General features: G+C 69.9%; 25 protein-coding genes and 1 pseudogene. 10 read left to right on the top strand and 16 right to left on the bottom strand.

Features of this window, described 5'->3' with window-relative positions; genetic code table 11:
• Nucleotides 1-127: 127 nt before the first annotated feature.
• Nucleotides 128-694 carry a hypothetical protein gene (locus AC1ROY_RS10040; RefSeq protein ID WP_493148661.1) on the bottom strand — a complete coding sequence of 189 codons (567 nt, stop codon included), beginning with the start codon at nucleotides 692-694 and terminating at the stop codon, nucleotides 128-130.
• 219 nt (nucleotides 695-913) lie between these two features.
• On the opposite strand from AC1ROY_RS10040, the gene AC1ROY_RS10035 reads away from it, so the two are divergent.
• A complete protein-coding gene (locus AC1ROY_RS10035; RefSeq protein WP_493148660.1) occupies nucleotides 914-2,722 on the top strand; it encodes a PHA/PHB synthase family protein in 1,809 nt (602 codons plus the stop codon).
• Between the two features lie 28 nt (nucleotides 2,723-2,750).
• Here the strand turns inward: AC1ROY_RS10035 and AC1ROY_RS10030 are convergent, their stop codons facing one another.
• From AC1ROY_RS10030 to rplM, 8 genes are all read right to left on the bottom strand, one after another.
• The gene (locus tag AC1ROY_RS10030; RefSeq protein WP_493148659.1) at nucleotides 2,751-3,338 is read right to left on the bottom strand and encodes a hypothetical protein; all 588 of its coding nucleotides are present in this window, start codon (nucleotides 3,336-3,338) and stop codon (nucleotides 2,751-2,753) included.
• 47 nt (nucleotides 3,339-3,385) lie between these two features.
• A complete protein-coding gene (locus AC1ROY_RS10025) occupies nucleotides 3,386-3,952 on the bottom strand; it encodes a hypothetical protein (RefSeq protein ID WP_493148658.1) in 567 nt (188 codons plus the stop codon).
• On the bottom strand, nucleotides 3,952-4,515 hold the full coding sequence (locus tag AC1ROY_RS10020) for a hypothetical protein (protein ID WP_493148657.1): 564 nt from the start codon (nucleotides 4,513-4,515) through the stop codon (nucleotides 3,952-3,954). Before AC1ROY_RS10020 ends, AC1ROY_RS10025 begins: the two co-directional genes overlap by 1 nt.
• A gap of 99 nt (nucleotides 4,516-4,614) precedes the next feature.
• Nucleotides 4,615-5,166 carry a hypothetical protein gene (locus AC1ROY_RS10015; protein WP_493148656.1) on the bottom strand — a complete coding sequence of 184 codons (552 nt, stop codon included), beginning with the start codon at nucleotides 5,164-5,166 and terminating at the stop codon, nucleotides 4,615-4,617.
• 62 nt (nucleotides 5,167-5,228) lie between these two features.
• On the bottom strand, nucleotides 5,229-5,762 hold the full coding sequence (locus AC1ROY_RS10010) for a gamma carbonic anhydrase family protein (protein ID WP_493148655.1): 534 nt from the start codon (nucleotides 5,760-5,762) through the stop codon (nucleotides 5,229-5,231).
• Nucleotides 5,759-6,721, bottom strand: a complete 963-nt coding sequence (gene argC / locus AC1ROY_RS10005; protein WP_493148654.1) for an N-acetyl-gamma-glutamyl-phosphate reductase — start codon at nucleotides 6,719-6,721, stop codon at nucleotides 5,759-5,761. The genes AC1ROY_RS10010 and argC overlap by 4 nt, the downstream gene beginning before the upstream one ends.
• A gap of 127 nt (nucleotides 6,722-6,848) precedes the next feature.
• The gene (rpsI, locus tag AC1ROY_RS10000) at nucleotides 6,849-7,352 is read right to left on the bottom strand and encodes a 30S ribosomal protein S9 (RefSeq protein WP_493148653.1); all 504 of its coding nucleotides are present in this window, start codon (nucleotides 7,350-7,352) and stop codon (nucleotides 6,849-6,851) included.
• A 5-nt stretch (nucleotides 7,353-7,357) separates the two neighbouring features.
• Nucleotides 7,358-7,852, bottom strand: a complete 495-nt coding sequence (gene rplM, locus AC1ROY_RS09995) for a 50S ribosomal protein L13 (protein ID WP_493148652.1) — start codon at nucleotides 7,850-7,852, stop codon at nucleotides 7,358-7,360.
• 183 nt (nucleotides 7,853-8,035) lie between these two features.
• Between rplM and AC1ROY_RS09990 the strand changes: the two genes are divergently transcribed.
• Genes AC1ROY_RS09990 through AC1ROY_RS09950 form a run of 9 tightly spaced genes read left to right on the top strand, consistent with a single transcriptional unit; the run spans nucleotide 8,036 to nucleotide 16,025 of the window.
• Nucleotides 8,036-9,751 (top strand): dihydroxy-acid dehydratase, encoded by a 1,716-nt coding sequence (locus AC1ROY_RS09990; protein WP_493148651.1) that lies wholly within the window; start codon nucleotides 8,036-8,038, stop codon nucleotides 9,749-9,751.
• Nucleotides 9,752-10,594 (top strand): SDR family oxidoreductase, encoded by an 843-nt coding sequence (locus AC1ROY_RS09985; protein WP_493148650.1) that lies wholly within the window; start codon nucleotides 9,752-9,754, stop codon nucleotides 10,592-10,594.
• Between the two features lie 19 nt (nucleotides 10,595-10,613).
• A complete protein-coding gene (locus AC1ROY_RS09980; RefSeq protein ID WP_493148649.1) occupies nucleotides 10,614-11,789 on the top strand; it encodes a M20 aminoacylase family protein in 1,176 nt (391 codons plus the stop codon).
• Nucleotides 11,782-12,345, top strand: coding sequence for a chromate transporter (locus tag AC1ROY_RS09975; protein ID WP_493148648.1), 564 nt, complete (start codon nucleotides 11,782-11,784; stop codon nucleotides 12,343-12,345). The genes AC1ROY_RS09980 and AC1ROY_RS09975 overlap by 8 nt, the downstream gene beginning before the upstream one ends.
• Entirely contained in the window at nucleotides 12,342-12,860 is a 519-nt protein-coding gene (locus tag AC1ROY_RS09970) for a chromate transporter (protein WP_493148647.1), read from the top strand. Before AC1ROY_RS09975 ends, AC1ROY_RS09970 begins: the two co-directional genes overlap by 4 nt.
• Nucleotides 12,861-12,870: 10 nt before the next feature.
• Entirely contained in the window at nucleotides 12,871-13,425 is a 555-nt protein-coding gene (locus AC1ROY_RS09965) for a chromate transporter (RefSeq protein ID WP_493148646.1), read from the top strand.
• On the top strand, nucleotides 13,425-13,952 hold the full coding sequence (locus tag AC1ROY_RS09960; protein WP_493148645.1) for a chromate transporter: 528 nt from the start codon (nucleotides 13,425-13,427) through the stop codon (nucleotides 13,950-13,952). Before AC1ROY_RS09965 ends, AC1ROY_RS09960 begins: the two co-directional genes overlap by 1 nt.
• Before the next feature lie 43 nt (nucleotides 13,953-13,995).
• Complete coding sequence (locus AC1ROY_RS09955; protein ID WP_493148644.1) at nucleotides 13,996-15,039, top strand: alpha/beta hydrolase; 1,044 nt, start codon at nucleotides 13,996-13,998, stop codon at nucleotides 15,037-15,039.
• 38 nt (nucleotides 15,040-15,077) lie between these two features.
• Entirely contained in the window at nucleotides 15,078-16,025 is a 948-nt protein-coding gene (locus AC1ROY_RS09950) for a Bug family tripartite tricarboxylate transporter substrate binding protein (RefSeq protein ID WP_493148643.1), read from the top strand.
• Nucleotides 16,026-16,047: 22 nt separating this feature from the next.
• Here AC1ROY_RS09950 and AC1ROY_RS09945 read toward each other — a convergent pair.
• The 7 genes and pseudogenes from AC1ROY_RS09945 to AC1ROY_RS09915 form a co-directional block, all read right to left on the bottom strand.
• Nucleotides 16,048-16,182 (bottom strand): annotated as a pseudogene (locus AC1ROY_RS09945) (IS5/IS1182 family transposase); the annotation flags it as partial.
• 167 nt (nucleotides 16,183-16,349) lie between these two features.
• Complete coding sequence (locus tag AC1ROY_RS09940; protein ID WP_493148642.1) at nucleotides 16,350-17,525, bottom strand: MFS transporter; 1,176 nt, start codon at nucleotides 17,523-17,525, stop codon at nucleotides 16,350-16,352.
• A complete protein-coding gene (arsB, locus tag AC1ROY_RS09935) occupies nucleotides 17,522-18,544 on the bottom strand; it encodes an ACR3 family arsenite efflux transporter (protein ID WP_493148641.1) in 1,023 nt (340 codons plus the stop codon). Before arsB ends, AC1ROY_RS09940 begins: the two co-directional genes overlap by 4 nt.
• Nucleotides 18,545-18,585: 41 nt before the next feature.
• Nucleotides 18,586-19,020, bottom strand: a complete 435-nt coding sequence (arsC, locus tag AC1ROY_RS09930; protein ID WP_493148640.1) for an arsenate reductase (glutaredoxin) — start codon at nucleotides 19,018-19,020, stop codon at nucleotides 18,586-18,588.
• Entirely contained in the window at nucleotides 19,017-20,429 is a 1,413-nt protein-coding gene (locus AC1ROY_RS09925; protein WP_493148639.1) for an FAD-dependent oxidoreductase, read from the bottom strand. The genes arsC and AC1ROY_RS09925 overlap by 4 nt, the downstream gene beginning before the upstream one ends.
• A complete protein-coding gene (locus AC1ROY_RS09920) occupies nucleotides 20,422-20,781 on the bottom strand; it encodes an ArsR/SmtB family transcription factor (protein WP_493148638.1) in 360 nt (119 codons plus the stop codon). Before AC1ROY_RS09920 ends, AC1ROY_RS09925 begins: the two co-directional genes overlap by 8 nt.
• A gap of 59 nt (nucleotides 20,782-20,840) precedes the next feature.
• On the bottom strand, nucleotides 20,841-22,019 hold the full coding sequence (locus tag AC1ROY_RS09915) for an MFS transporter (RefSeq protein WP_493149019.1): 1,179 nt from the start codon (nucleotides 22,017-22,019) through the stop codon (nucleotides 20,841-20,843).
• Between the last annotated feature and the right edge of the window lie 125 nt (nucleotides 22,020-22,144).

The raw sequence follows: 22,144 nt of genomic DNA, 5'->3' as shown, positions 1-22,144 counted from the left end.
TGGCCCTCCCGGGACGAAACGAAAGTCCGGCGTTGTAGATCACTTCGTCGTGGCCGCGCAAAGCGCGGCTGCGCAGATCAGCCATGGCCGCGCAAAGCGCGGCGGCGCGGGTCAGCCAGGGCTGCGCCTAACGCGGCGGCGCGGGAGCCAGCAGGTCCGGCGAAGGTAGCGCCGGCACCTCCGAGGGCGCGAGCTGCTCGACGGAGGGGCTGCGCGGCGGCGCGGCCGGCGCGAGCAGATCGGGCGTCGGCAGCGCCGGCACCGCGCCGGGGGCGATGTGCTCGGGCGCCAGAAGATCCGGCGGGCGCGCGGTCGAGCCGGCCGCGGCCGGAGCCGGCTGCGCAGGGCGCGGCGCCGCGCTCCAGGGGATCGCCGGCGCCCGGGCCAGCACGGGCGGGGCCGGCGGGCGCGCGGGGATCGGCGGCTGGCCCGGCGCGTCGGGCTCCGTCAGCGGGTCGGCCGCCCGGCGGACCGGGACCTCCGTGGTCGAGGCGTCCCGCTCCGCCTCCAGCCGACGGGTCAGCGCCTCGCGCGTCGCGGAATCGGGGCGCTCGGGAATGGGCGGCACGGAGGCGAGGTTCGGCGTGGGCTTGTCCAGGCCCGGCGGCGGCAGCCGCGCATCCACCGAGGCGCCGGAGATGTCGCGCCCCAGGGCCCGGGGGTCGATCTGGCCGGGAACCGCGCAGGCCCCCAAGGGCAGGGCGAGCAGGAGGCACCAGGCGAACGCCCGCGGCCGCGCTTGATCCGCAGCGGGGCGGTCTCTACCCTCGCCCCGAACGGTTCGGGCCATTTCCCTGGTGTGAAGCGTCACGCGGCGTCCTCGAGGCGTCGGTGATTGATAACCCCGCCAGACGTGAGCGCGAAGAGAGTATGGTCGTCGAAGGGCGGGACGCAGCAGAATGAGCCAGTTTCCATGACCGGGGCACCGGGCGGCAAGCCGCCGCCGGAGTTCCACCTGCCCGACCCGGCGCTGGTCTCGCGCACCATGGCGGAGGTGGCCGAGCGCGGGCAGCGCATCGTGCAGGATTTCCTGAAGCGCCAGGTGGATGCGGACGGGAATCCCGATCCCCTCAACATCGGCGCCGCCTTCCTGGAGATGACGACGAAGCTCATGGCCAATCCGGCCGGGCTGGTGCAGGTGCAGCTCGGCTTCTGGCAGGACTATCTCACCCTCTGGTCGAACACCGCGCGGCGCATGCTGGGCGAGCCGCATGTCGACGCCGTGATCGAGGAAGCCAAGGGAGACAGGCGCTTCAAGGACGATCTTTGGCGGGAGAATGAGGTCTTCGACTTCATCCGCCAGTCCTACCTGCTCTCGGCCCGCTACTTCACGAACGCTGTGAACTCAGCCGACGGGCTCGACGCCAAGACGGCCCAGAAGGTCGATTTCTACACGCGGCAGTTCGTGGACGCGATGAGCCCCGCGAACTTCGTGATGACCAACCCCGAGGTCCTGCGCCGGACCGCGGAGACCGGTGGAACGAATCTCCTCAAGGGACTGTCGAACCTGCTGTCCGACCTGGAGCGGGGGAAGGGCAAGCTGCGCATCCGCATGACGGACGACAGCAAGTTCAAGGTCGGCGAGAACATCGCGGTCACCCCTGGCAAGGTGATCTTCCAGACGCCGCTGATGCAGCTCATCCAGTACAATCCGACCACGGCCAAGGTGCTGAAGCGCCCGCTGGTGATCTTCCCGCCCTGGATCAACAAGTTCTACATCCTCGACCTCCGGCCGAAGAACAGCTTCATCCGCTGGGCGGTGGACCAGGGCCACACGGTCTTCGTCGCCTCCTGGGTCAACCCGGACGAGACACTCGCGGAGAAGGGCTTCGACGACTACATGAAGGAGGGCGTGCTGGCCGCCCTCGACGCCATCGAGGCCGCGACCGGCGAGCGCCAGGTGAACGCGATCGGCTACTGCCTGGGCGGCACCCTGCTCGCGACCACGCTGGCCTACATGGCCGCCAGGCGCGACACCCGCATCAAGTCGGCCACCTATTTCGTGACCATGACCGACTTCGAGGAGGCCGGGGAGCTCGGCGTCTTCATCGACGAGGAGCAGCTCAAGTCGCTCGAGGAGCGGATGAGCAAGCACGGTTACCTCGACGGCCGCGAGATGGCGACGACCTTCAACATGCTGCGCGCCAACGACCTCATCTGGTCCTTCGTGGTGAACAACTACCTGCTGGGGCAGGACCCCTTCCCCTTCGACCTGCTCTACTGGAACGACGACAGCACCCGCATGCCCGCGAAGATGCACAGCTTCTACCTGCGCCGGATGTACCAGGAGAACGACCTGGTGAAGCCCGGCGGGATCGAGCTGCTGGGCACCAAGATCGACCTTCGGAAGATCAAGGTGCCGAGCTACATGATCTCGACGCGCGAGGACCATATCGCGCCCTGGAAGAGCACCTATCGCGCGACGCAGATCTTCTCAGGCCCGGTGCGCTTCGTGCTGGCGGCCTCCGGCCATATCGCCGGCGTCGTGAACCCGCCGGACTCCGGGAAATACAGCCACTGGATCAACGCGGAGCTGCCGCCGAACCCGGACGACTGGTTCGCCGGCGCGACCGAGCTGGCCGGGAGCTGGTGGCCCGACTGGCACCGCTGGGTCTGCGCCATCGATAAGGCCGAGGTGCCCGCCCGCCAGCCCGGCGACGGCAAGCTCACGCCGATCGAGGACGCGCCCGGCAGCTATGTCCGCGTGATGGCGATGGACTGAGATGGACTGAAGGGGCCGATCGGCCCCTTCAGCGGTCCTGACGGCCCGCCCCGCCGCCCAGGCTGGGGGTGGTGATGGCGGCATCGATGAACTCGGAGGCGACGCGCCGGCTGGTCCGACCCTCGGCCTGCAGGCGCGAGACCTCGTCGCGGAGGACCGGCAGCGCGAGGGCCGCGTCGGGGAAAGGCCCCGGCTCGCGCAGGCGGTTGAGCACCGGCCGGTCCGTTTCGCGGAAATCCGGACCAGTCAGGTCCGCCCGGGCTGCGGCCGTGTCGTTGCGCGCCAGCGCGCGGGAGGCGGCGAGCAGCGCCGGCACGGTGGTCGCGGGCGTCGCATCCGGGGCAATGGCCAGGGCCAGCCGCCCCTCCTGCACGGCGCGCTGCAGGCCGAAGAGGTAGGAATCCGGCAGGGTCGAGAGCCGGCCGCCCGGCCGGGCCTCGCCGCCCAGCCATTCCAGCCGCGCGACGGCCAGCGCGGTCCGGGCGGGATGGCCCTCGAGCGCCATGCCACCCCGGTCGAAATCGGCCGTGGCGCGATCCAGGATCGCGAAGAGCGGCTGCGCCACCAGCCCGCCCGAGAGCTCGGTCGGCGGTTCCGGCGGCAGGGGGCGCGTCAACTCCGCACAGGCGGACAGTGTGAGCAGGCCGGCGAGGAGCCGCGCCTTCACAGCCGGCGACGGCCCAGGGGCAGGTTGCCCTCGGACTGGACGCGGGCGGCGGCGCTGGCGGCCTGCGCCGTCTGCGGCAGAGGCGGCAGCGCGGCCAGCTTGGCGAGCGCCCCCTGCCCGCCCGGTGGGATCAGCGTCACCGGCAGCGACGCGGCCGCCGCCGCGGGGTCGCCCGCGCCCAAGGCGCGCCAGACGGCATAGAGGCGGTCGATCAGCGGCTGGGCCGGCGTGTCCGGGGCGATGCCCAGCGCCTGCCGCCATTCCGTGCGGGCCTGGGCCAGGCGCACCGGCAGCAGCGGGTCGCGCTGCTGGAACCGCGGATTGGAGGGCAGCGAGGCGGCCAGGAACTCCATGTCCGCGATGGCACGCGCCGCCTCGCCGGGACGGCCGGTCAGCGCCGTCGATTGGTTCGCGAAGGCGAAGGCCGTGCGGGATACGGCCGCGTTGGTGGGATCCCCGGCACCTTCGACCGAATCCCGCGGCAGCCGCGCCGCTTCCGGCGTGGTGAGCCCCTCGGCGCAGCCCGAGAGGATCAGCACGGACAGAAGGGCGCGGCGCTGCATCACAGTGTCCGCTGCGGGGTCAGCGTGCGCAGCGCCTGCTGGGCGGTCGCTGCGGCCGCGGCGGTGCTCGGGAGGTTCGGCAGCGAAGCCAGCAGCGCCAGTGTCGCCGCTCCCCCGCGGCGGAAGATGGTCGGCGGCAAGGCTGCGGCGGCGGCGTCACGCTGTCCCGCATCGAGCGCACGGGCCGCCGCGTAGAGCGAGTCGATGATGGCCTGCGGGGCCGCATCCGGCGCGATGTCGAGCGCCCCGCGCCATTCGCGGCGCGCCGTCGCGAGCTGCGGCATCAAAGTGGGCGAGGCGTTGGCGAAGTTGCTGTCGCTCGGCAGGGCGACCGCGAGGTACTCCATCTGTGCAATCGCGCGCGCGGCCGTGGCAGGCTGGCCCGCCGCCGGGGTCCGGTCGCCGAAAACGGCAGCGGTCGAGAGGACGGCTGAGCGCGTCGGGTCGCCGGCACCGACCACCGCGTCTCGCGGCAGCGTGGCCCACTCGCCAGGAGGTGCTGTGAGGATCGGGCCGGAGCAGGCCGCCAGCAAGGGAAGGGCCAGCAGCAGGGAACGCTTCATGGAATCAGTCCTCATACAAAGCCGAATTCATTGCGAACCAGCCATATTTTCAAATACTTAGCAGAGGTGTCCGCCGAAGTCACCCGAATTTGGGAAGCTTTACGGATGCGCGCCGCCGCCGCCGCCGCTGCCGCCCGGGCCGCCGCCGCTGTAACGCTCGGTATCGATGCGGTGAAGCTCGCGCTCCATCATCGCCGTGGCATTGCGGGTCGCCGGAAGCTCGGCCGGCGTGGAGAGGCTCGCGAGGGTGACGGAAGGCTGCGCGAAGACCGCCGGCGACAGAGCCGGCGGATTCCCCAGCTCCAGCGAGCGCGAGGCGACCATCAGCCCGTCCACCACCGCCTGGGGCGATGCACTGGGCGCGATGCCGAAGGCTGTGTGCAGCTCGTGGCGCGCGGCCTCCAGCGCGGAGCCCGTGGTCGGCGTGTACTCGGCCCAGCGCCAGTCCCAGCGATAGTCGGCGGCGAGGAATTCGACGAGCGCGACGGCCCGCGCGCGCTCGGCGGGCGAGCTGGTGCGGTTGAAGGTGTAGGCGGAGCCGAGAATCGCCGTGCGCATCGGATCCTGCGCCGCCGAGATGGCATCCGGCGGCAGGCGCGCACTGGGTGGGAGCGGGCCGGTGGCGCAGGCGGCCAACGGCACCAGGAGCATAGCGGCTCGAACAGCGTTCCTCATGACAAGGAATTTATGGGGTGGCGCGCCGCCATCTCAAGTTACGAAGTGGAACGAAGCGACGCGCGGTGGCGTTCCGCCAGTTCCACATAGTGCGGCGCGGTCGTGTCGAAGCCCGCCCGCTGCTCGGGCGTGAGCACGCGCATCAGCTTCGCGGGATTGCCCACCCAGAGCTCCAGCGCCGGCACGCGCTTGCCCGGCGGCAGCACGGAGCCGGCGGCCAGCACGCCGCCCTCCTCGATCACGGCGCCGTCCAGCACGGTCGCGCCCATGCCGACGAAGGCGCGGTTCGCGAGGGTGCAGGCATGGATGATGGCGGCATGGCCCACCGTCACGTCATCGCCGATGATCGTCGGGAAGGTGCCCGAGTTCACGTGGATGATCGTGCCGTCCTGGATGTTCGTGCGCGCGCCGATGCGGATGTAGTTGGAATCGCCGCGCAGCACGCAGTGGTACCAGATGTTCGAGAGCTCGCCGATCTCGACGTCGCCGATGACGGCCGCCGTCGGCGCCACCCAGGCGCGTGCGTGGATGGCGGGCAGCTTGCCCTCGAAAGGGTAGAGAGGTCCGTTCATTCCGCAGCGATCCCCAGCGGCAGCGCCGCGTCCACATCCACGTTCAGCATCAGGCCGAGGTTCTGCACGGCCGCGCCGGACGCCCCCTTCCCCAGATTGTCCAGCTTGGCGACGAGCACCGCCTGATTGTGCTTCGCATTCCCGTAGACGCGCAGCTCCAGCATGTTCGAGCCGTTGAGCGCCAAGGGCTCCAGCCGCTGCGCGCCGTCGGCGGGCATGACCTTCACCCAGCCGGACTTCGCATAGCGCTCGGACAGCACCGCCTCGAGATCGGCCGGCTTCGGCCTGCCGGGCAGCGTGTCGAGGTGCAGCGGGATGCTGACCAGCATGCCCTGGGCGAAGTCGCCCACGCTGGGCACGAAGATCGGCCGCACCGACAGCGCGCTGTAGAGCTGCAGTTCCGGCACGTGCTTGTGCTCGAGCTGGAGGCCGTAGAGGAAGAAGGGCCCGGCCGAATGAGCCTCCTCGAACTCCGCGATCATCGACTTGCCGCCGCCGGTGTAGCCGGAGACGGCGTTCACGGTGATCGGATAGTCCCTCGGGATGATCCCGGCATCCACCAGCGGCCGCAGCAGCGCGATGCCGCCGGTCGGGTAGCAGCCGGGATTGGCCACCCGCTTGGCGGCCGCGATCATGGCCGGCTGGTCCGGCGTCAGCTCCGGAAAGCCGAAGACCCAGTCCGGGTCCACCCGGTGGGCCGTGCTGGCGTCCAGCAGCTTCGGCGCCGCGTCGCCCATCCCGGCCGCGATCGCCGCGACCTCCTTGGCGCCCGCATCGGGCAGGCAGAGCACCACGGCGTCCACCTGCTCCATGAGGCGGCGCTTGGCGGCCGGATCCTTGCGGTCGGCATCGGCGATCGAGCGGATCTCGATCCGCGGATGGTTCGCGAGGCGGGCGCGGATCTGCAGACCCGTCGTGCCGCTTTCGCCGTCGATGAAGATGCTCGGATTCCTGGCCATGGGGCCCTCCTGTTGGAACGAGTCTGAACCAGTCGCGTGAAAAAAACAAAAGGGGCGGATCCTTGCGGACCCGCCCCTTGGGGATAGCCGGCATGCAGGCCGGGCGTGACGCCCGGTCCGCAGGGCGTCAGCGCTTGGAGAACTGGAAGGAACGTCGCGCCTTCATCTTGCCGTACTTCTTGCGCTCGACCGCACGCGGGTCGCGCGTCAGGAAGCCGGCCTTCTTGAGGATGCTGCGCAGCTCCGGCTCGTAGTTCACGAGCGCGCGGCTGATGCCGTGGCGCACCGCGCCGGCCTGGCCCGAGAGACCGCCGCCGGCGACCGTCGCCACCACGTCGAAGGCCTGGTAGCGGTCGGCCACCAGGAAGGGCTGCGCGATCAGCATGCGCAGCACCGGCCGGGCGAAGTACTTGGACGCCGGCTTGTCGTTGATGGTGAAGGTGCCCTTGCCCGGCATCACCCACACGCGCGCGACGGATTCCTTGCGGCCGCCGGTGGCATAGGCGCGGCCCTGGGCGTCACGCTTCGGCGCGACGGGGGCGGCGGCTGCCTCGGTGCCGGCGGCGATGGTCGTGCCCTGCACCAGGTTCTTGAGGTCGGCGAGGGAGTTCGCCGTGGTCTGCTCGCTCATGGAATTCAGGCCGCCTTCGACTGGGCGCCGCCGGAGGCGACATTCTTGCGGTTCATCGCGGCGACATCGAGCGCCTTCGGATCCTGGCCGGCATGCGGATGCTCGGTCCCGGCATAGACGTGCAGGTTCTTCATCTGCTTCCGGCCCAGCGGACCGCGCGTGATCATGCGCTCCACGGCCTTGGTGATGACCCGCTCCGGGTAACGGCCGTCGAGCAGCTCCTTCGCGGAACGGCCCTTGATGCCGCCGGCGAAGCCCGTGTGCCAGTAGAAGACCGACTGGTCCGCCTTGTTGCCGGTGAGCTTCACCTTGCCGGCGTTCAGGATCACGACGTGGTCGCCGCAATCGACATGCGGGGTGAACGTCGCCTTGTGCTTGCCGCGCAGGCGGTTGGCGACGATGGTGGCGAGCCGGCCGAGCACGAGGCCCTCGGCATCGATCACCCACCAGTTCTTCTGGACCTCCGCCGGCTTCACCGAGCGGGTCTGTGTGCTGAGCATCTGAACCTTCGAGATCAAACTTGGAATGCGGCGCGCTATGTGCAGCGTCCGGCGCGGGAGGTCAAGCGGAAAGCGGGATTTTCCGACGTGGTAATGGAATACCACAGAACTTAATCCCGGCAACTGGCGCGGCGGCGAGAACCGGGGCAACGTGCCCCAACAACCCCAGGCGAAGTGACGGATATGAGCGACGAGAAGAAGGCCCCCGAACCGAAGGGCCTCGCCCGCAACGCGGCGAATTACGGCGACAAGGAATTCGCCCTCTATCTGCGCCGCTCCTTCGCCAAGTCCATGGGCTATTCGGCCGAGGCGCTGAAGCGCCCGGTGGTCGGCATCGTCGACACCGGCAGCGACCTCAACAACTGCCACCGCACCGCGCCCGAGCTCATCGAGGCCGTGAAGCGCGGCGTGTTGATGGCCGGCGGCCTGCCCATGGCCTTCCCGACCATCAGCCTCTGCGAGCCCTACCTCTCGCCCTGCTCCATGCACTACCGCAACCTCATGGCGCTCGACACCGAGGCGATGATCGCGGCCCAGCCCATGGATTCCGTGGTCCTGATCGGCGGCTGCGACAAGACGGTGCCCGCCCAGCTCATGGCCGCCGCGTCAGCCGGCACGCCCGCCGTGCAGCTCGTGGTCGGGCCGATGAGCGCCAACCGCTACCAGGGCGAGCGTCTCGCCGCCTGCACCGACTGCCGCCGCTACTGGGCGCGCTACCGCGCCGGCGACGTCTCCGAGGAGCGCATCCAGGAGATCGAGGGCTCGCTCGCCGTCACCGCCGGCACCTGCGGCGTCATGGGCACGGCCAGCACCATGGCCTGCCTGACCAGCACGCTCGGCTTCATGCCGCTGGACGCCGCCAGCATCCCCGCCGTGCATGCCGACCGGCTGCGGGCGGCCGAGGAGGCCGGCGCCCAGGCCGTGCGCCTCATCCACAAGCCCGTCCGTCCCGACGAGATCATCACCGAGCACAGCGTCGAGAACGCGCTGCGCGTGCTGCTGGCGCTCGGCGGCTCGACCAACGCGCTGGTGCACCTGGCCGCCATCGCGGGGCGCGTGGGCATCAAGATCGACTACCACCGCCTCAACATGCTCTCCGACACGACGCCGGTGCTGGTGGACCTCAAGCCCACCGGCGAGGGCTACATGGAGGACTTTCATACGGCCGGCGGCATGGTCGCGCTCCTGCATGAGCTGCGCGACCTGCTGCATCTGGACGCGAAGGACGTGGACGGCGTCACCCTCGGCGACCGGATCGGCGCCGGGCCGCGCTTCGTCGACCGCACCTACATCAAGGCGCGCAACGAGCCGGTCTCGCCGGTGGGCGGCATCGTGGCGCTCTTCGGCTCGTTGGCGCCGGACGGCGCGATCCTGAAGCGCAGCGCGGCCACGCCGAGCCTCTTCGAGACCGAGGCGCGCTGCATGGTCTTCGACGGCGTGGAGGACCTCGCCGCCCGCATCGACAGCGACGACCTCGACGTCACCAAGGACGACATCACCATCCTGAAAGGCGCGGGACCGCTGAGCACGGCCGGCTTCCCCGAGGCGGGCTACCTGCCCATTCCCCGCAAGCTCGCCCGCGCCGGCGTGAAGGACATGGTGCGCATGAGCGACTGCCGCATGTCCGGCACGGCCTTCGGCACGGTCGTCCTGCACATCTCGCCGGAGGCCGAGGCCGGCGGCCCGCTGGCCCTGGTGAAGACCGGCGACCGCATCCGCCTCTCCGTGAAGAACCGCAGCCTCGACCTGCTGGTGGACGAGGCCGAGCTGGCCAAGCGCCGCGCCGAATGGAAGGCCAAGGCCGAGCCCAAGCGCGGCTGGGACGCGCTGGTGCATCGCGAGGTGCTCCAAGCGCCGCAGGGCGCGGATCTGCGCTTCCTCCTGCCCGAAGGCCGGTGATTGATTGAAGGTCTGATCGCGGTCATCGGCGCGTCGGGCCGCTCGGGCTCGGCGCTCTGCCGGGCGCTGGGGCGGCCTTTTCGCCCCGTGGTGCGCAGCCCGGCGAAATGGGCGGCGCTGGGGATCGGCGCACCGCATGCGGTGGCCGATCTCGGCGACCCGGCCTCGCTGCGGGCGGCGCTGGAGGGGGCGGCGACCGTCATCTCCTGCGCCCATGCGCGGCATGCGGCGTCCATCCTCGCCGCCGCGCCGGAGGGGGCACGCTTCGTCTTCATGGGCAGCACGCGGCGCTACTCGCGCTGGCCGGACGATCACGGCGACGGCGTGCGCGCCGGCGAATCCGCCTTCCTCGCCAGCGGCCGCGCCGGCGCGATGCTGCACCCCACGATGATCTACGGCGCCGAGGGCGAGGACAACGTCCAGCGCCTCGCCGCCCTGATGCGGCGGCTGCCCGTGCTGCCGCTGCCCGGCGGCGGGCGGAACCTGGTGCAGCCCATCCATCAGGACGACGTGACCGCCTGCCTGATCGCCGCCGCATCGCTGACGGCACCGGACGCGAAGGTCGTCACCATCGCCGGGCCCGAGCCTCTCGCCTATCGCGACTTCTGCGCCGCGGTGGCCCGCGCGGCCGGGATCGCACCTCGGCCCGTCCTGCCCCTGCCCGCCGCGCTGCTGATCGCCGCGAGCCCCCTCGCCCGCGCCCTGCCCTTCCTGCCCCGGATCGGCGCGGAGGAGATCCGCCGCCTCACCGAGGACAAGGATTTCGACATCCGGCCGATGCGTGAAATTCTCGGCATCCGGCCCCGCCCCCTTGCCGAGGGGCTGCGCTTGACGTTTTCCTGACGCCCGGAGGAGTCGTTCTTTGCCCATCATCAACCGCGTCGCCGAGTTCCACCCCGAGATGACCGCGTGGCGCCGCGATTTTCATATGCATCCCGAGCTTGGCTTCGAGGAGTTCCGCACCGCCGGCATCGTCGCGGACAAGCTGCGCGAATTCGGCTGCGACGAGGTGGTGACGGGCCTGGCGAAGACCGGCGTGGTCGGCGTGATCCACGGCGCGAAAGGCCCGGGCCGGGCGATCGGCTTGCGCGCCGACATGGACGCGCTGCCCATCCTGGAGGCCAACGGCCTGCCGCACGCCTCCACGATTCCGGGCAAGATGCACGCCTGCGGGCATGACGGGCACACGACCATGCTGCTCGGCGCGGCGAAGTACCTCGCCGAGACGCGCAACTTCGACGGCACCGTCTACGTCATCTTCCAGCCCGCCGAGGAGAACCAGGCCGGCGGCGGCGTGATGGTCGCCGAGGGCCTGTTCGACCGCTTCCCCATGGAGCGCGTCTTCGGCATGCACAACTGGCCGACCGCCCCGGCCGGCACCTTCGTCTGGCGCGAGGGACCGATCATGGCCGCCGTCGCCAACCTCGAGGCCACCATCACCGGCAAGGGCGCCCACGGCGCCCTGCCCTTCCAGGGCAACGACCCGATCGTGATCGCCGCCGCCATCGTGCAGGCCCTGCAGAGCATCGTGGCGCGCAACCTCGACGCCTCGGACGCCGGCGTCGTCACCATCGGCCACATCAACGGCGGCCACACCTACAACGTGGTCCCGGAGACGGTGACCATGCTCGGCACCGCGCGCTGGTTCCAGCCCGAGGTCGGCGACCTGCTGGAGCAGAAGTTCCGGGCGCTGGTCACCGGCATCGCCGCGAGCTTCGGCGCCACCGCCACCGCCGAGTTCCATCGCGCCTATCCGGCCACGGTCAACGAGCCCGAGAGCACGGCGCTCACGCGCCGGGCGGCGGAGGCCGTGGCGGGCGAGCAGCGCGTGACGCATCTGGCCAAGCCCACCATGGGCGCCGAGGATTTTTCCTTCATGCTGAATGCCAGGCCCGGCTCCTACATCCTGCTGGGGGCCGGGAAGACCGATCGCGATCCGGGCGTCCACCACCCGCTCTACGACTTCAACGACGAGATCCTGCCCATGGGCGCGAGCTACTGGGTGACGCTGACGGAGCAGCTTTTGCCGCGTGGCTGAGACACCTGGAAAACTCGAGCTCTTCCTGGGCTTCGCGAAGATCGGCGCGCTCGGCTTCGGCGGCGTGGGGCCCTGGGCGCGCCACGTGATCGTCGAGGAGCGCAAGTGGCTCACCGAGCGCGAGTACGCGGAAGTGCTGGGCATGGGCCAGATCCTGCCCGGGCCCAATGTCGGCAACGCCTCCGTGATGATCGGCCGCGGCTTCTACGGACTCACCGGCGCGCTGCTGGCGACGGCCGGGCTCTATATCGGCCCGCTCTGCCTGCTAATCGTCATGTCGATGCTCTACGACGCCTATGGCGACCTGCCGCGCGTGGCGCCCTTCATGGAGGGAGTCGCCGCCGCCGCCGCCGGCATGGTCATCGGCATGGCGCTGAAGATGGCCGCCAACCTGAAGGCCTCGGCGCAGCTCGTGGCCGTGGGGCTGCTGGCCATGGCCGCCGCGGCCTGGCTGCGCGTGCCGATGCTGCTGATCGTGCTCATCCTGGCGCCGCTCGGCATCTGGATCTCGCTGCGGCATGCGCGGACGGCCCAGGGGCAGAAGGCGAAGCCATGATCCTGCTGGGCCAGATCCTCCTCGCCTTCGGCACGCTTTCCTTCCTCGCGATCGGCGGCGCCAACGCCGTGCTGCCGGAGATGCACCGCCTCCTCGTGGACGTGCATCACTGGATGGACGACGCGACCTTCTCGCAGCTCTTCGCGATGGCCCAGGCCGCGCCGGGGCCGAACATCCTCGCGGCCTCGGTGATGGGCTGGCACATCGCGGGCCCGGCCGGGATGATGGCGGCCACCCTCGGCATGCTGGTGCCGTCCGCCTGCCTCGCCTGGATCATGGCGGGGCTGACCATCCGTCTCCGCGGCAACACCTGGATGAAGCCGGCGCAGTTCGGGCTGGTGCCCATCGCGGTCGGGCTGATCGCCGCCTCCGGCCTCATCATGGCGCAGGCGGCGGGGACCACCTGGCTGAGCTTCCTCATCATCGGCGTCTCCACCCTCTTCGTCTGGCGGACCAAGTACTCGCCGCTCTGGGTGCTCGCCGGCGGCGGCCTGCTGGGGCTCGTGCTGCTGTGAGCGCCATGCCGTGAGCGACCGGCGCGCAACGACCCCGCCGCCCAGCCGCACCGCGCTCTACCTCGCCTATCTGCAGATCGGCCTGACCGCCTTCGGCGGCGTGAACGCCTGGGCGCGGCGCTTCTTCGTGGAGCGGAAGGGCTGGCTCACCGAGCAGGAATACGCGGAGACGCTGGGCATCGGGCAGGTGCTGCCGGGGCCCAATGCGCTGAACACCGCCATCGGCATCGGCACCCGCTTCCATGGCGCGACGGGCGCCCTCGCCTGCGCGCTCGGCCTCTTCACGGGCCCGATGACGCTGCTGGCCGCCGTCGCCTCGCTCTACGACGCCTACGGGCAGCTGCCGCTGGTGCGCGCCATCCTGACCGGCATCGCCGCGGCCGCCGCCGGCATGGTGATGGGCACCGCGATGAAGATGGCGACCAAGCTGCGGCCCTCGCTGCCGCTCTGGTGCATCGGCCTCTCGGCCCTCGCCCTCGCGGTGCTGCAGGTGCGCATGCCCTACGTGCTGCTGATGCTGGCGCCGCTGGGCCTCTTCGCCGCCTGGCGGGAGCTCGACCGGTGATGGACGAGGACGACCTCTGGCGGCTCATCATCGGCTTCCTCGGCATCTCGCTGCTGAGCGTCGGCGGCGGCATCGCCGTGCTGCCCGAGATGCACCGCATGGTCGTCGAGAATCACGGCTGGATGGACGACCTCGCCTTCGCCAAGCGCTACGCCCTGGCCCAGGCCGCGCCGGGGCCGAACATCATGGTGGTGGGGCTGATCGGCTGGCACGTGGCCGGGCCGCTCGGCATGGTGAGCGCGATGCTGGCCATGTGCGGGCCGACCTCGCTGCTCTCCTACGGCTTCGCGCGGGTGCGCAAGCAGGTGTCCGGCGCGCGCTGGATGCGGGTCTTCGAGCGGGGGATGGTGCCCATCGCCATCGGGCTCATCGCCGCCTCGGGCTTCCTGCTGGCCTCGGGTGCCGCCGAGGGCTGGCTGCCCATCGCCATCAGCGCCGCCAGCACGCTCTTCGTCTGGCGGACCCGGAAGAGCCCGCTCTGGGTCCTCGTCGTCGGCGCCACGCTGGGCGGATTGTTTTTGCGCTGACCTGACGCCCTCCGCTGTGCCACGCTCGGTTGTGGAGGCCGCCATGAACACAACCGTCTTCTTCGCGACGAACCGCCGGCTCCTCGGCCCCGGCGACAAGCTCGCTGACTATGCGGGCGAGGCGGGGCCCGCCGGGATGCCCGGCAAGCTCGCCCACGCCATGGCTTTCGTGGAAGGCACGGACATCCCGAGCCAGGAGACCGGCCGCGTCCGGAGCATCGAGGGGATCGCGCCCGACGCCTTCTCGAAGCAGGTCGCCGCGGACCTCGCGGGCGGGCGGGACCTGCTGATCTTCATCCACGGCTTCGCCAACAGCTTCTCGGACGCGCTGACCCGGGCGGCTTTCAACCGCGCCTGGTTCTCCGAGGGCGGCGCGGACTGCACCATCGCCGCCTTCTCCTGGCCCTCGGCGGGGGTGGTGCTCGACCCGGCCATGCTCCTGCCCGGGCTCCTCCTCGCGCCGGTCAACCTGCTGCTCGACAAGCTGGAGGCCTCGCCGCTGGCCAGCGCCTACCTCGCCGACCAGAAGGCCGCGGACGCCTCGGCCGCCGACCTGACCAGCTTCCTCGACCGTATCAGGCCCATCGCGAAGCAGGTGCGCGCGGGCGGGCGGCGCGTCTTCCTGCTCTGCCACAGCATGGGCAACCGGGCGATGGAGGGCACGCTGGCCAACTGGGCGAATATGGGCCTGCCGGTCGAGATCCTCTTCGACGAGGCGATCAGCGCCTCCGCCGACACCGCCTTCGAGGACAAGGACGGCAGCGGCCCCGACTGGCTGCTGCACCTCGGAAAAGTCTCGGAGGGCGTCAGCGTCTATTTCTCGCGCGCGGACATCATCCTGAAGCTGAGCGCGCGGGTGAACCATGTCCGGCGGCTCGGCGACAACGGGCCGGTCGACCTGGACGTCCAGGGCCGCTACCCGATCTCGCGCTTCCGCTTCGTCGACTGCTCGGAGCTGGAGGATGACGAGCCGCAGGGCGGCATCGACAGGAGCCACCAGTTCTACCGGCGGCTGCCGAAGGTGCGCGACGACATCGGCAAGCTGCTGCAGGGCGTCGCGGCGGTGGGGCACCTGAAGCTGACATAGGCCTTGCAGCCACGTCATGCGGCCCGCAAGCTGGCCGCATGCTCCGCCGCGCCCTGCTCCTCTCCACCCTGGCCACCCCTGCCCTGGCGCAGGTCGAGCGGCCGGTTCGCATCATCGTTCCCTTCGCCGCCGGCACCTCGTCGGATGTGCAGGCGCGGCTGCTGGCGCTGCACATGGCACCGCTCCTGCCGCAGCCCGTGCTGGTGGAGAACCGCGCCGGCGCCGGCGGCTCGGTGGGCGCCGAGGTCGTGGCCCGCGCCACCGACGGCCACACCATCCTGCTCGGCTCCAACGGCCCGCTGGTGAACAACCCCATCCTCCAGCCGCGCATGCCCTACCAGTCGCCGGACGACTTCGCGCCGATCGGCATGGTCAGCCGCAGCCCGCTCACGCTGACGGTGCGCGCGGAAAGCCCGATCCGCGACGTCAGGCAGTATCTCGATGTCGCGAAGGCCGAGGGGCTGAGCATCGGCTCCTCCGGCCAGGGCAGCGCTACGCATTTCCTCATCGAGCAGCTCATGGCGGCCGCCGGTGTCCGGCTGACGCACGTGCCCTATCGCGGCTCCAGCCTCTCCGTGCCCGACACGCTGGCCGGCAATGTCGGCAGCGTGATGGGCGAGATCTCCACGGTCTTCCCGCTCTGGCGCGAGGGGCGGCTGCGCGTGCTGGCCACCACCGGCCCGCAACGCTCGGTGCTGATGCCCGAGATTCCAACGCTGATCGAATCCGGCTTCCCCGGCCTGACGGGCGGGAGCTGGGCCGCGCTCGTGGGGCCCGCAAGCATGCCCGCCGCGACCCAGGCCGCGCTCACCGCCGCGCTGCTGCGCGCGATGGAGACGCCCGCCTATCTCGCCCGCCAGCGCGAGCTCGGCGCCGATGTGGTCCCGCCCGAGGAGCGCGGGCCGGCCGCGCTGACGGCGCTCTGGGCCGCGGACATGGCGCGCACCCGCGCGACGGCGCAGGCCGCGAACATCCGCGCCGAGTAGCGAGAGGGACTTCGCCCCCTCGCGTGCGCGGCCTGACGCCATGCCTGGCAGGACGGATCAGCGGCAGCACCAGCGCCCATTCGGCGTCCGTCAGGTCAGACGGGTCGCGCAGTCCTCGCCGGTCCGCGGCACGTCGACGTTCCGCCGTCCAAGCCATCCGACGCCTCCCGCGAATCGTTCACGGGGACAGCGAGTCATGACCGATTCAGGCAATTCAATTCCTTTGTGGATCGATTCTCAGGGAGGGGCCTCGACGGAAGCCGGGGCTCTTTTCGCTTTGCAAGATGCTCAGCCGCCCAATCTGCCGCACTCTCTGATCTGGAATTAGCGGTTTGATGGCGGTTTCGCAGTGAAGAAAAGCAGCAGGAATGAAATGCCGGTCAGCGAACCAGAAAGCAGCAGCGCCGCATAAGGGCCATGCTCGTCCAGGACCAATCCGAACAGCAGAGGCGCGCCACCCTGCAAAATCCGCGCTGGCGCCGAAATTATACCCGTCCGTAGGCCATAGCCGGCAGGGCCGAAGATCAGCAGCGGGAGTGTGCCCCGTGCGATCGTCAGCAGGCCATTGCCCCCGCCATGCAGCAGCACGAAGGGCACGGCCGCGATCGGGCCAGCTACAGCCAGGACGACCGCCCCGACGGGATGCAATCCTGTCGCCAGCCTGGCCGTGATCATCGGCGATGCTTTGCTCAGCAGGTGGAACTCGATCAGCCGTGCCGCGACCTGTGCAGGACCAACCAGGGACGCTGCGAAGATCGCGGCGGCCGGCGTGGCGCCGAGCGCTTCGAAGAGGCGGGGCATGTGCGCGGCGAACGCGGTTGAGACAAACCAAGTCGCCCCGAAGACCACCGCCAGCACGATCATCGTCCAGGGGACGCCCTGGGGCCCTTCCGCCACGGCTACGACCGCCGCCGGGGGCGGCGGCGGCGCTTGGGGGACCAGCAGCCGGTTGAGGGGCAGGCCGATCACGATGTGCAACAAGGCCCAGGCCAGGCATGCGCCGCGCCAGCCGAACGCGTCGATGAAGTAGGCGCTCGCCGGCCAGCCGACCGTGCTGGCGAAACCGGCAAAAAGCGTGATGCCCGTGATCGCACTCCGCGCCTCGCGGCCGTAGAGGCCGGCCACCGTCGCAAAAGCAGCCTCGTAAAGGCCAAACCCCATACCGATACCGATCACCAGCCAGGCGATCGTCAGGCCCACCACGCCGTGTGCCATGCTCATGAGCAGCAGGCCCGCCGCAAACAGCAGATTGGTCGCCACCAGCACGTCGCGGCCGCCGTAGCGGTCGATGATGCGCCCGGCCACCGGCCCCAGCAGGCCGGAAAGCAGGAGGGCGCCGGAAAAGATCCCGAAGAACCAGGCGCGGGACAGGCCCAGGCCTTCCGAAATGGGGTCTGCGAAGACCGCGGTCAGATAGTAGGTCGATCCCCAGGCGAGGGTTTGCGTGATGCCGAGGGCGGAGACGACGAGCCGGCGAGGCCGGACTGCAGCATCGCTCATCCGCGCTCGTACCAGCCCCGGGAGCGCCGCACGATGTGCACGACCGACAGCATGACAGGGACCTCGATCAGCACGCCCACGACCGTGGCGAGCGCCGCACCGGACTGAAATCCGAAGAGCGCGATCGCCGTCGCCACGGCGAGCTCGAAGAAGTTGGAGGCCCCGATCAGCGCGGACGGGCCGGCGACACACCATTCGACGCCAAGCTTCTTGTTGAGCCAGTAGGCGAGCCCGGCATTGAAATAGACCTGGATCAGGATGGGCACGGCGAGGAGCGCGATGACGCCAGGCTGGCGGATGATCTGCTCACCCTGAAGGCCGAAGAGCAGCACGAGTGTTGCGAGCAAGGCCGTCAGGGACCAGGGGCCAAGGGTGCGCAACGTGTGATCGAGGCGCGCCTGCCCGCCATTGGCGAGAAGGCCGCGCCGCCAGAGCTGCGCCACGATGACCGGCACGACGATGTAGAGGCCGACCGACAGCAGGAGCGTCGCCCAGGGCACCGTGATGGAGGACAGGCCCAGCAGAAGCCCGACCACGGGGGCGAAGGCCACCACCATGATCATGTCGTTGAGTGCCACCTGCCCGAGCGTGAAATGCGGCTCGCCGTCCACCAGGTTCGACCAGACGAACACCATCGCCGTGCAGGGCGCGGCCGCCAGCAGGATCAGCCCCGCCATGTAGCTGTCGATCTGATCAGCCGGCAGCCAGGGCCGGAACAGCATGCCGATGAAGAGCCAGCCCAGCAGGGCCATGGAGAAAGGCTTCACGAGCCAGTTGATCCCCACCGTCGCGGCGATCCCCTTCCAGTGCGCGCCGACCTGGCCGAGAGCGGCCAGGTCGATCTTGAGCAGCATGGGGATGATCATCAGCCAGACCAGGATCGCGACCGGCAGGTTGACCTCGGCCACGGTCGCGTCGCCGAGCGCGTGGAAGACACCGGGGAGCAGCTGCCCGAGGAGGATTCCGACGACGATGCACAGCGCCACCCAAAGCGTCAGGTAGCGCTCGAAGAGGTTCATGGCGGGGGCAGATACCTTTTCAGACTCAAGGACAGCCTGGCTCACGCGGGAACTCCCGTGACACGCCGGCCTTGCGCATCAACAACCGGCTCGCCGTCCTCCTTGGCAAAGGCACCCCGCTGCGGGCTTGGCAGGATGTCGAGCACGGTTTCCGAAGGCCGGCACAGCTTCACGCCGAGCGGCGTGATGACGATCGGCCGGTTGATCAGGATCGGATGCGCCATCATCGCGTCGAGCAACCGATCGCCGGAGAGCGACGCATCAGCCAGGCCGAGTTCAGCGTAGGGCGTGCCTTTCTCGCGGAGCAAATCCCGCACGGAAATTCCCATGCGCGCGATTAGGCGCATCAGCTCGGCGCGCGTCGGCGGCGTCTTCAGATACTCGATGACCTGCGGCTCTTCGCCACTGTTGCGGATGAGCGCGAGCGTGTTGCGCGACGTGCCGCAATCCGGGTTGTGGTAAATCGTAATCGTCACAGCACTTCCTCGCGTTTGACCCCGCAGCAGGCTGCTGCAGGAGCAGGTGCGGCCTTTGCCGGCGCGCAGCACGACGAGGCGGCCGCGGCGGGTTCGACCGCAGCCGGGCCGCAGCAGCTGGATGCGCCTGGAAGCTGTACGGGCGTCGCGGACGAAGGTCGCGTGTTGCAGACGCCTGTTTCCGGCAGCTCCAGCTCGACGCGCGCCGCGGCTTCCATGTCACCGGCGAGGGCGGCCGCAATCGAGCGCACCTGTTCATGGCCGGTCGCGAGCAGGAAGGTCGGCGCGCGGCCGTAGCTCTTCATGCCAGCGATGTAGAAATCCTTTTCCGCATGGGCGAGCTCACGCGCGCCGTGGGGGCGCACCGTGCCGCAGCTATGCAGGTTCGGATCGATCAGCGGGCCGATCGCGCCGGCGCTTTCCAGCCAGGGATCGAGGGTAAGCCGCACTTCGCGCAGCATGGACAGATCGGGACGGAAGCCAGTCGCGACAATCAGCTGATCGGTCGTGAACGACGATGGCTTACCGTCGTGATCGCCCAACACGCGCAGGCTCGCGCCATTGCGGCGGATCTCCGCGATCCGGAATGGCGTCAGCACCTCCACCGCGCCGCTTTCCACCAAATGGCGCGCCTGGCTTCCGAGGGCGCCGCGCGCCGGCAGGCCATCCAGATCCTCGCCACCAAAGGCCGCTTCGATCCGCGCCTTGCGCATGATCCACAGGATCCGCGTTTCCGGCGCTTCCTCGCGCAGGGACGCGAGTTCGATCAGGGCATTCAGGGCGGAGTGCCCGCCGCCGATCACGGCCGTGGTGCGGCCGCCATAGCGGCTGCGCGCCGTGCCCAGCACGTCGGGGATGCCCGTGACGATATGATCGGCGGCAGCCTCCTCGCCGATCGCCGGCAAGCCGTCCGAACCCGAAGGATTGGGGGTCGCCCAGGTGCCGGAGGCATCGATGACGGCGCGGGCTTCGAAGCTGCGATGCTTGCCGTCCGGGCCCGCCACTCGAAGCACGAACGGCAGGGCGTCGCGCCCTTCCGTGCGCACCTTGTCGCAGCCCTTGCGGGTCACCGCGACGACGCGGCTGTTGAGGTGCAGGTGCGGCGCCAGCGCCGGCAGAGCGGCCAGGGGCTCCAGATAATCGGCGACGAGCTCGGCGCCGGTCGGCACGTCCTCCGCCGGTGGATGCACCCAGCCCGCGGCTTTCAGCAGGGCGCCGGCGGCCGCATCCACGCAGTAGCGCCATGGGGTGAACATCCGCACGTGGCCCCACTGGCGCATGCTGTGCGCGATCGCCGGCCCGGCCTCGAGGATCAGAGGAATATCCCCGCATGCCATGACGTGAACGGCCGCCGCCAGACCCACGGGGCCGGCGCCGATGATCGCGATCGGAAGACGAGCGTCACTCATGGATGGAACTCCGGGGCTGGGTTTCAGAGGTGAGGCAGACCGTGCCATCCGGGAGACATGCGCCGCGCTCGCGGCCGCAGCAGTTCTCCGTCAGGAAGCCGATCAACCCGTTCATGGCGTCATAGGCCGCCATGTAGATCAGGGATCGGCTCTCGCGGCGGAAGGTCACGAGCTCGGCGTGGCGCAGCTGCGCCAGATGAAAAGACAGGGTGGCGGATGGCAGGTTGAGGGCCTCTCCGATCTTCCCGGCCGGCATGCCCTCCGGGCCTGCCTGGACGAGGACGCGAAAGATATCGAGGCGGCTTTCCTGGGCCAGGGCGGCAAGGGCAGCGATTGCGGATGCTTTCTCCATATCTCCATATTAATGGAGATATTGGTGAATTCAATGGCCCTCGACGGGCCGCTTCGGCGCTACGGGCTGGACCCGCCTCGACTCAGGCGTCGCAGCAGCCAGAAGGCGCCCAGCGTGACGATCGCCAGGTGGCCGAACGCGAGGCCCCATCCCGTGATGCTGTCGCCGCCGGCAAGATCCAGGGCCAATCCGACGCCAAGGGGTCCGAAGAACCCGCCCGCGTAGCCCGCCATGGAATGAAGGCCCATCGTAGCACCACGCAGCCGCTTGTCGGCTGCCTGGACCGTCCCGGCGGTCAGGGCCGAGCTATCGAGATAGATCGCGGTGTTCCATGCGACGACCAGGAGGCCGGCGAGAAGGACGGATGCGCCCGTCGTCCATCCGGTCAGGAGGGCCAGCATCGCCGCGCTCCCCATGGCCCACTGCACGACACGCATGCGGCCATGGCGCTGGGCCATCTCGTTCCCGGTGACCGACACAGCGATGCCCGCAAGCCCCGCGATCGTGAAGAGAGCGGCCGGGCCGGGCAGCCAGGATGGAGCGCCGGCGCGGGCCACGGTCACCGTCAGGAACGTCACGGCCCAGGCCCGGAGTGCCGCCAGCTCCCAGGTATGGGCGGTGTATCCGATGATCCACGCCATGGCCGTGCGATTGCGCAGGACGGGTCGGAAATCGAGGAGTGGAGCGCGCGGCGCCGATGAATGGCCGGCCTCAGCACCTGGCATGATCGCCGCGGCGATGAGGAACGCCGTGGCGGCCGCACCGGCGCCGAAAAGGAAGGCCGCGGACGGCCCGGCCCAGCGATTGAAAAGGTCGGCCACGACGAAGGAGAGCGCGCCGGCGATGCCGACGCCTGCGGCGTGCCAAGAGACTGCACGCGATTGCGCATTCCCCTCGAGCGGGTCGGCGATGGCCTTGAGGCCCGGCATATAGGCACCCGCCCACCCAATCCCGGCGAGTGCACGCATGGCCAGACCAGACCAGAACCCTTCCGCCAGCAGGGCAAATCCGAGATGGGAAACGAGCGTGAGCGCCGCGCCTGCGAGGTAGATCCGGCGTGCGGGAAAACGGTCCGTGAGTGCGAGCAGGATCGGAACCGCCGGAACATAGGCCGCGAAAAACATGCCGACGAGCCAGCCAGCTTCGGTCTTCGAAAGCTGCCACCGGGCGATGTAGTCGGGCAGCAGCGCCGGCAAGGTGAAGGCTCCGATTTGGACCAGCACCTGCGCGGCCACCATCGCACCCACGAAGATGCCGCTCCCGGGAACGGGTCGCCACCGGATCATGCAGGCCGTCGTCCGTTCGACGTTGATGGAAGGATCATGGGGGCCCGCCGCCTGCAGTTGAGGACATTCCACCATAG

This window comes from Roseococcus sp. GW821-FHT12F05 (assembly GCF_058806835.1).
This window is presented reverse-complemented; position numbering and strand designations above follow the sequence as displayed.

Excerpts from the sequence above, each read along its gene's own strand:
- AC1ROY_RS10035 (WP_493148660.1), top strand. The coding sequence starts at position 914 with ATGACCGGGGCACCGGGCGGCAAGCCGCCGCCGGAGTTCCACCTGCCC.
- AC1ROY_RS10025 (WP_493148658.1), bottom strand. The coding sequence starts at position 3,952 with ATGCAGCGCCGCGCCCTTCTGTCCGTGCTGATCCTCTCGGGCTGCGCC.
- AC1ROY_RS10020 (WP_493148657.1), bottom strand. The coding sequence starts at position 4,515 with ATGAAGCGTTCCCTGCTGCTGGCCCTTCCCTTGCTGGCGGCCTGCTCC.
- AC1ROY_RS10015 (WP_493148656.1), bottom strand. The coding sequence starts at position 5,166 with ATGCTCCTGGTGCCGTTGGCCGCCTGCGCCACCGGCCCGCTCCCACCC.
- AC1ROY_RS10010 (WP_493148655.1), bottom strand. The coding sequence starts at position 5,762 with ATGAACGGACCTCTCTACCCTTTCGAGGGCAAGCTGCCCGCCATCCAC.
- argC (WP_493148654.1), bottom strand. The coding sequence starts at position 6,721 with ATGGCCAGGAATCCGAGCATCTTCATCGACGGCGAAAGCGGCACGACG.
- rpsI (WP_493148653.1), bottom strand. The coding sequence starts at position 7,352 with ATGAGCGAGCAGACCACGGCGAACTCCCTCGCCGACCTCAAGAACCTG.
- rplM (WP_493148652.1), bottom strand. The coding sequence starts at position 7,852 with ATGCTCAGCACACAGACCCGCTCGGTGAAGCCGGCGGAGGTCCAGAAG.
- AC1ROY_RS09990 (WP_493148651.1), top strand. The coding sequence starts at position 8,036 with ATGAGCGACGAGAAGAAGGCCCCCGAACCGAAGGGCCTCGCCCGCAAC.
- AC1ROY_RS09970 (WP_493148647.1), top strand. The coding sequence starts at position 12,342 with ATGATCCTGCTGGGCCAGATCCTCCTCGCCTTCGGCACGCTTTCCTTC.
- AC1ROY_RS09960 (WP_493148645.1), top strand. The coding sequence starts at position 13,425 with ATGGACGAGGACGACCTCTGGCGGCTCATCATCGGCTTCCTCGGCATC.
- AC1ROY_RS09955 (WP_493148644.1), top strand. The coding sequence starts at position 13,996 with ATGAACACAACCGTCTTCTTCGCGACGAACCGCCGGCTCCTCGGCCCC.
- AC1ROY_RS09950 (WP_493148643.1), top strand. The coding sequence starts at position 15,078 with ATGCTCCGCCGCGCCCTGCTCCTCTCCACCCTGGCCACCCCTGCCCTG.
- AC1ROY_RS09940 (WP_493148642.1), bottom strand. The coding sequence starts at position 17,525 with ATGAGCGATGCTGCAGTCCGGCCTCGCCGGCTCGTCGTCTCCGCCCTC.
- arsB (WP_493148641.1), bottom strand. The coding sequence starts at position 18,544 with ATGAACCTCTTCGAGCGCTACCTGACGCTTTGGGTGGCGCTGTGCATC.
- AC1ROY_RS09925 (WP_493148639.1), bottom strand. The coding sequence starts at position 20,429 with ATGAGTGACGCTCGTCTTCCGATCGCGATCATCGGCGCCGGCCCCGTG.
- AC1ROY_RS09920 (WP_493148638.1), bottom strand. The coding sequence starts at position 20,781 with ATGGAGAAAGCATCCGCAATCGCTGCCCTTGCCGCCCTGGCCCAGGAA.
- AC1ROY_RS09915 (WP_493149019.1), bottom strand. The coding sequence starts at position 22,019 with ATGGTGGCCGCGCAGGTGCTGGTCCAAATCGGAGCCTTCACCTTGCCG.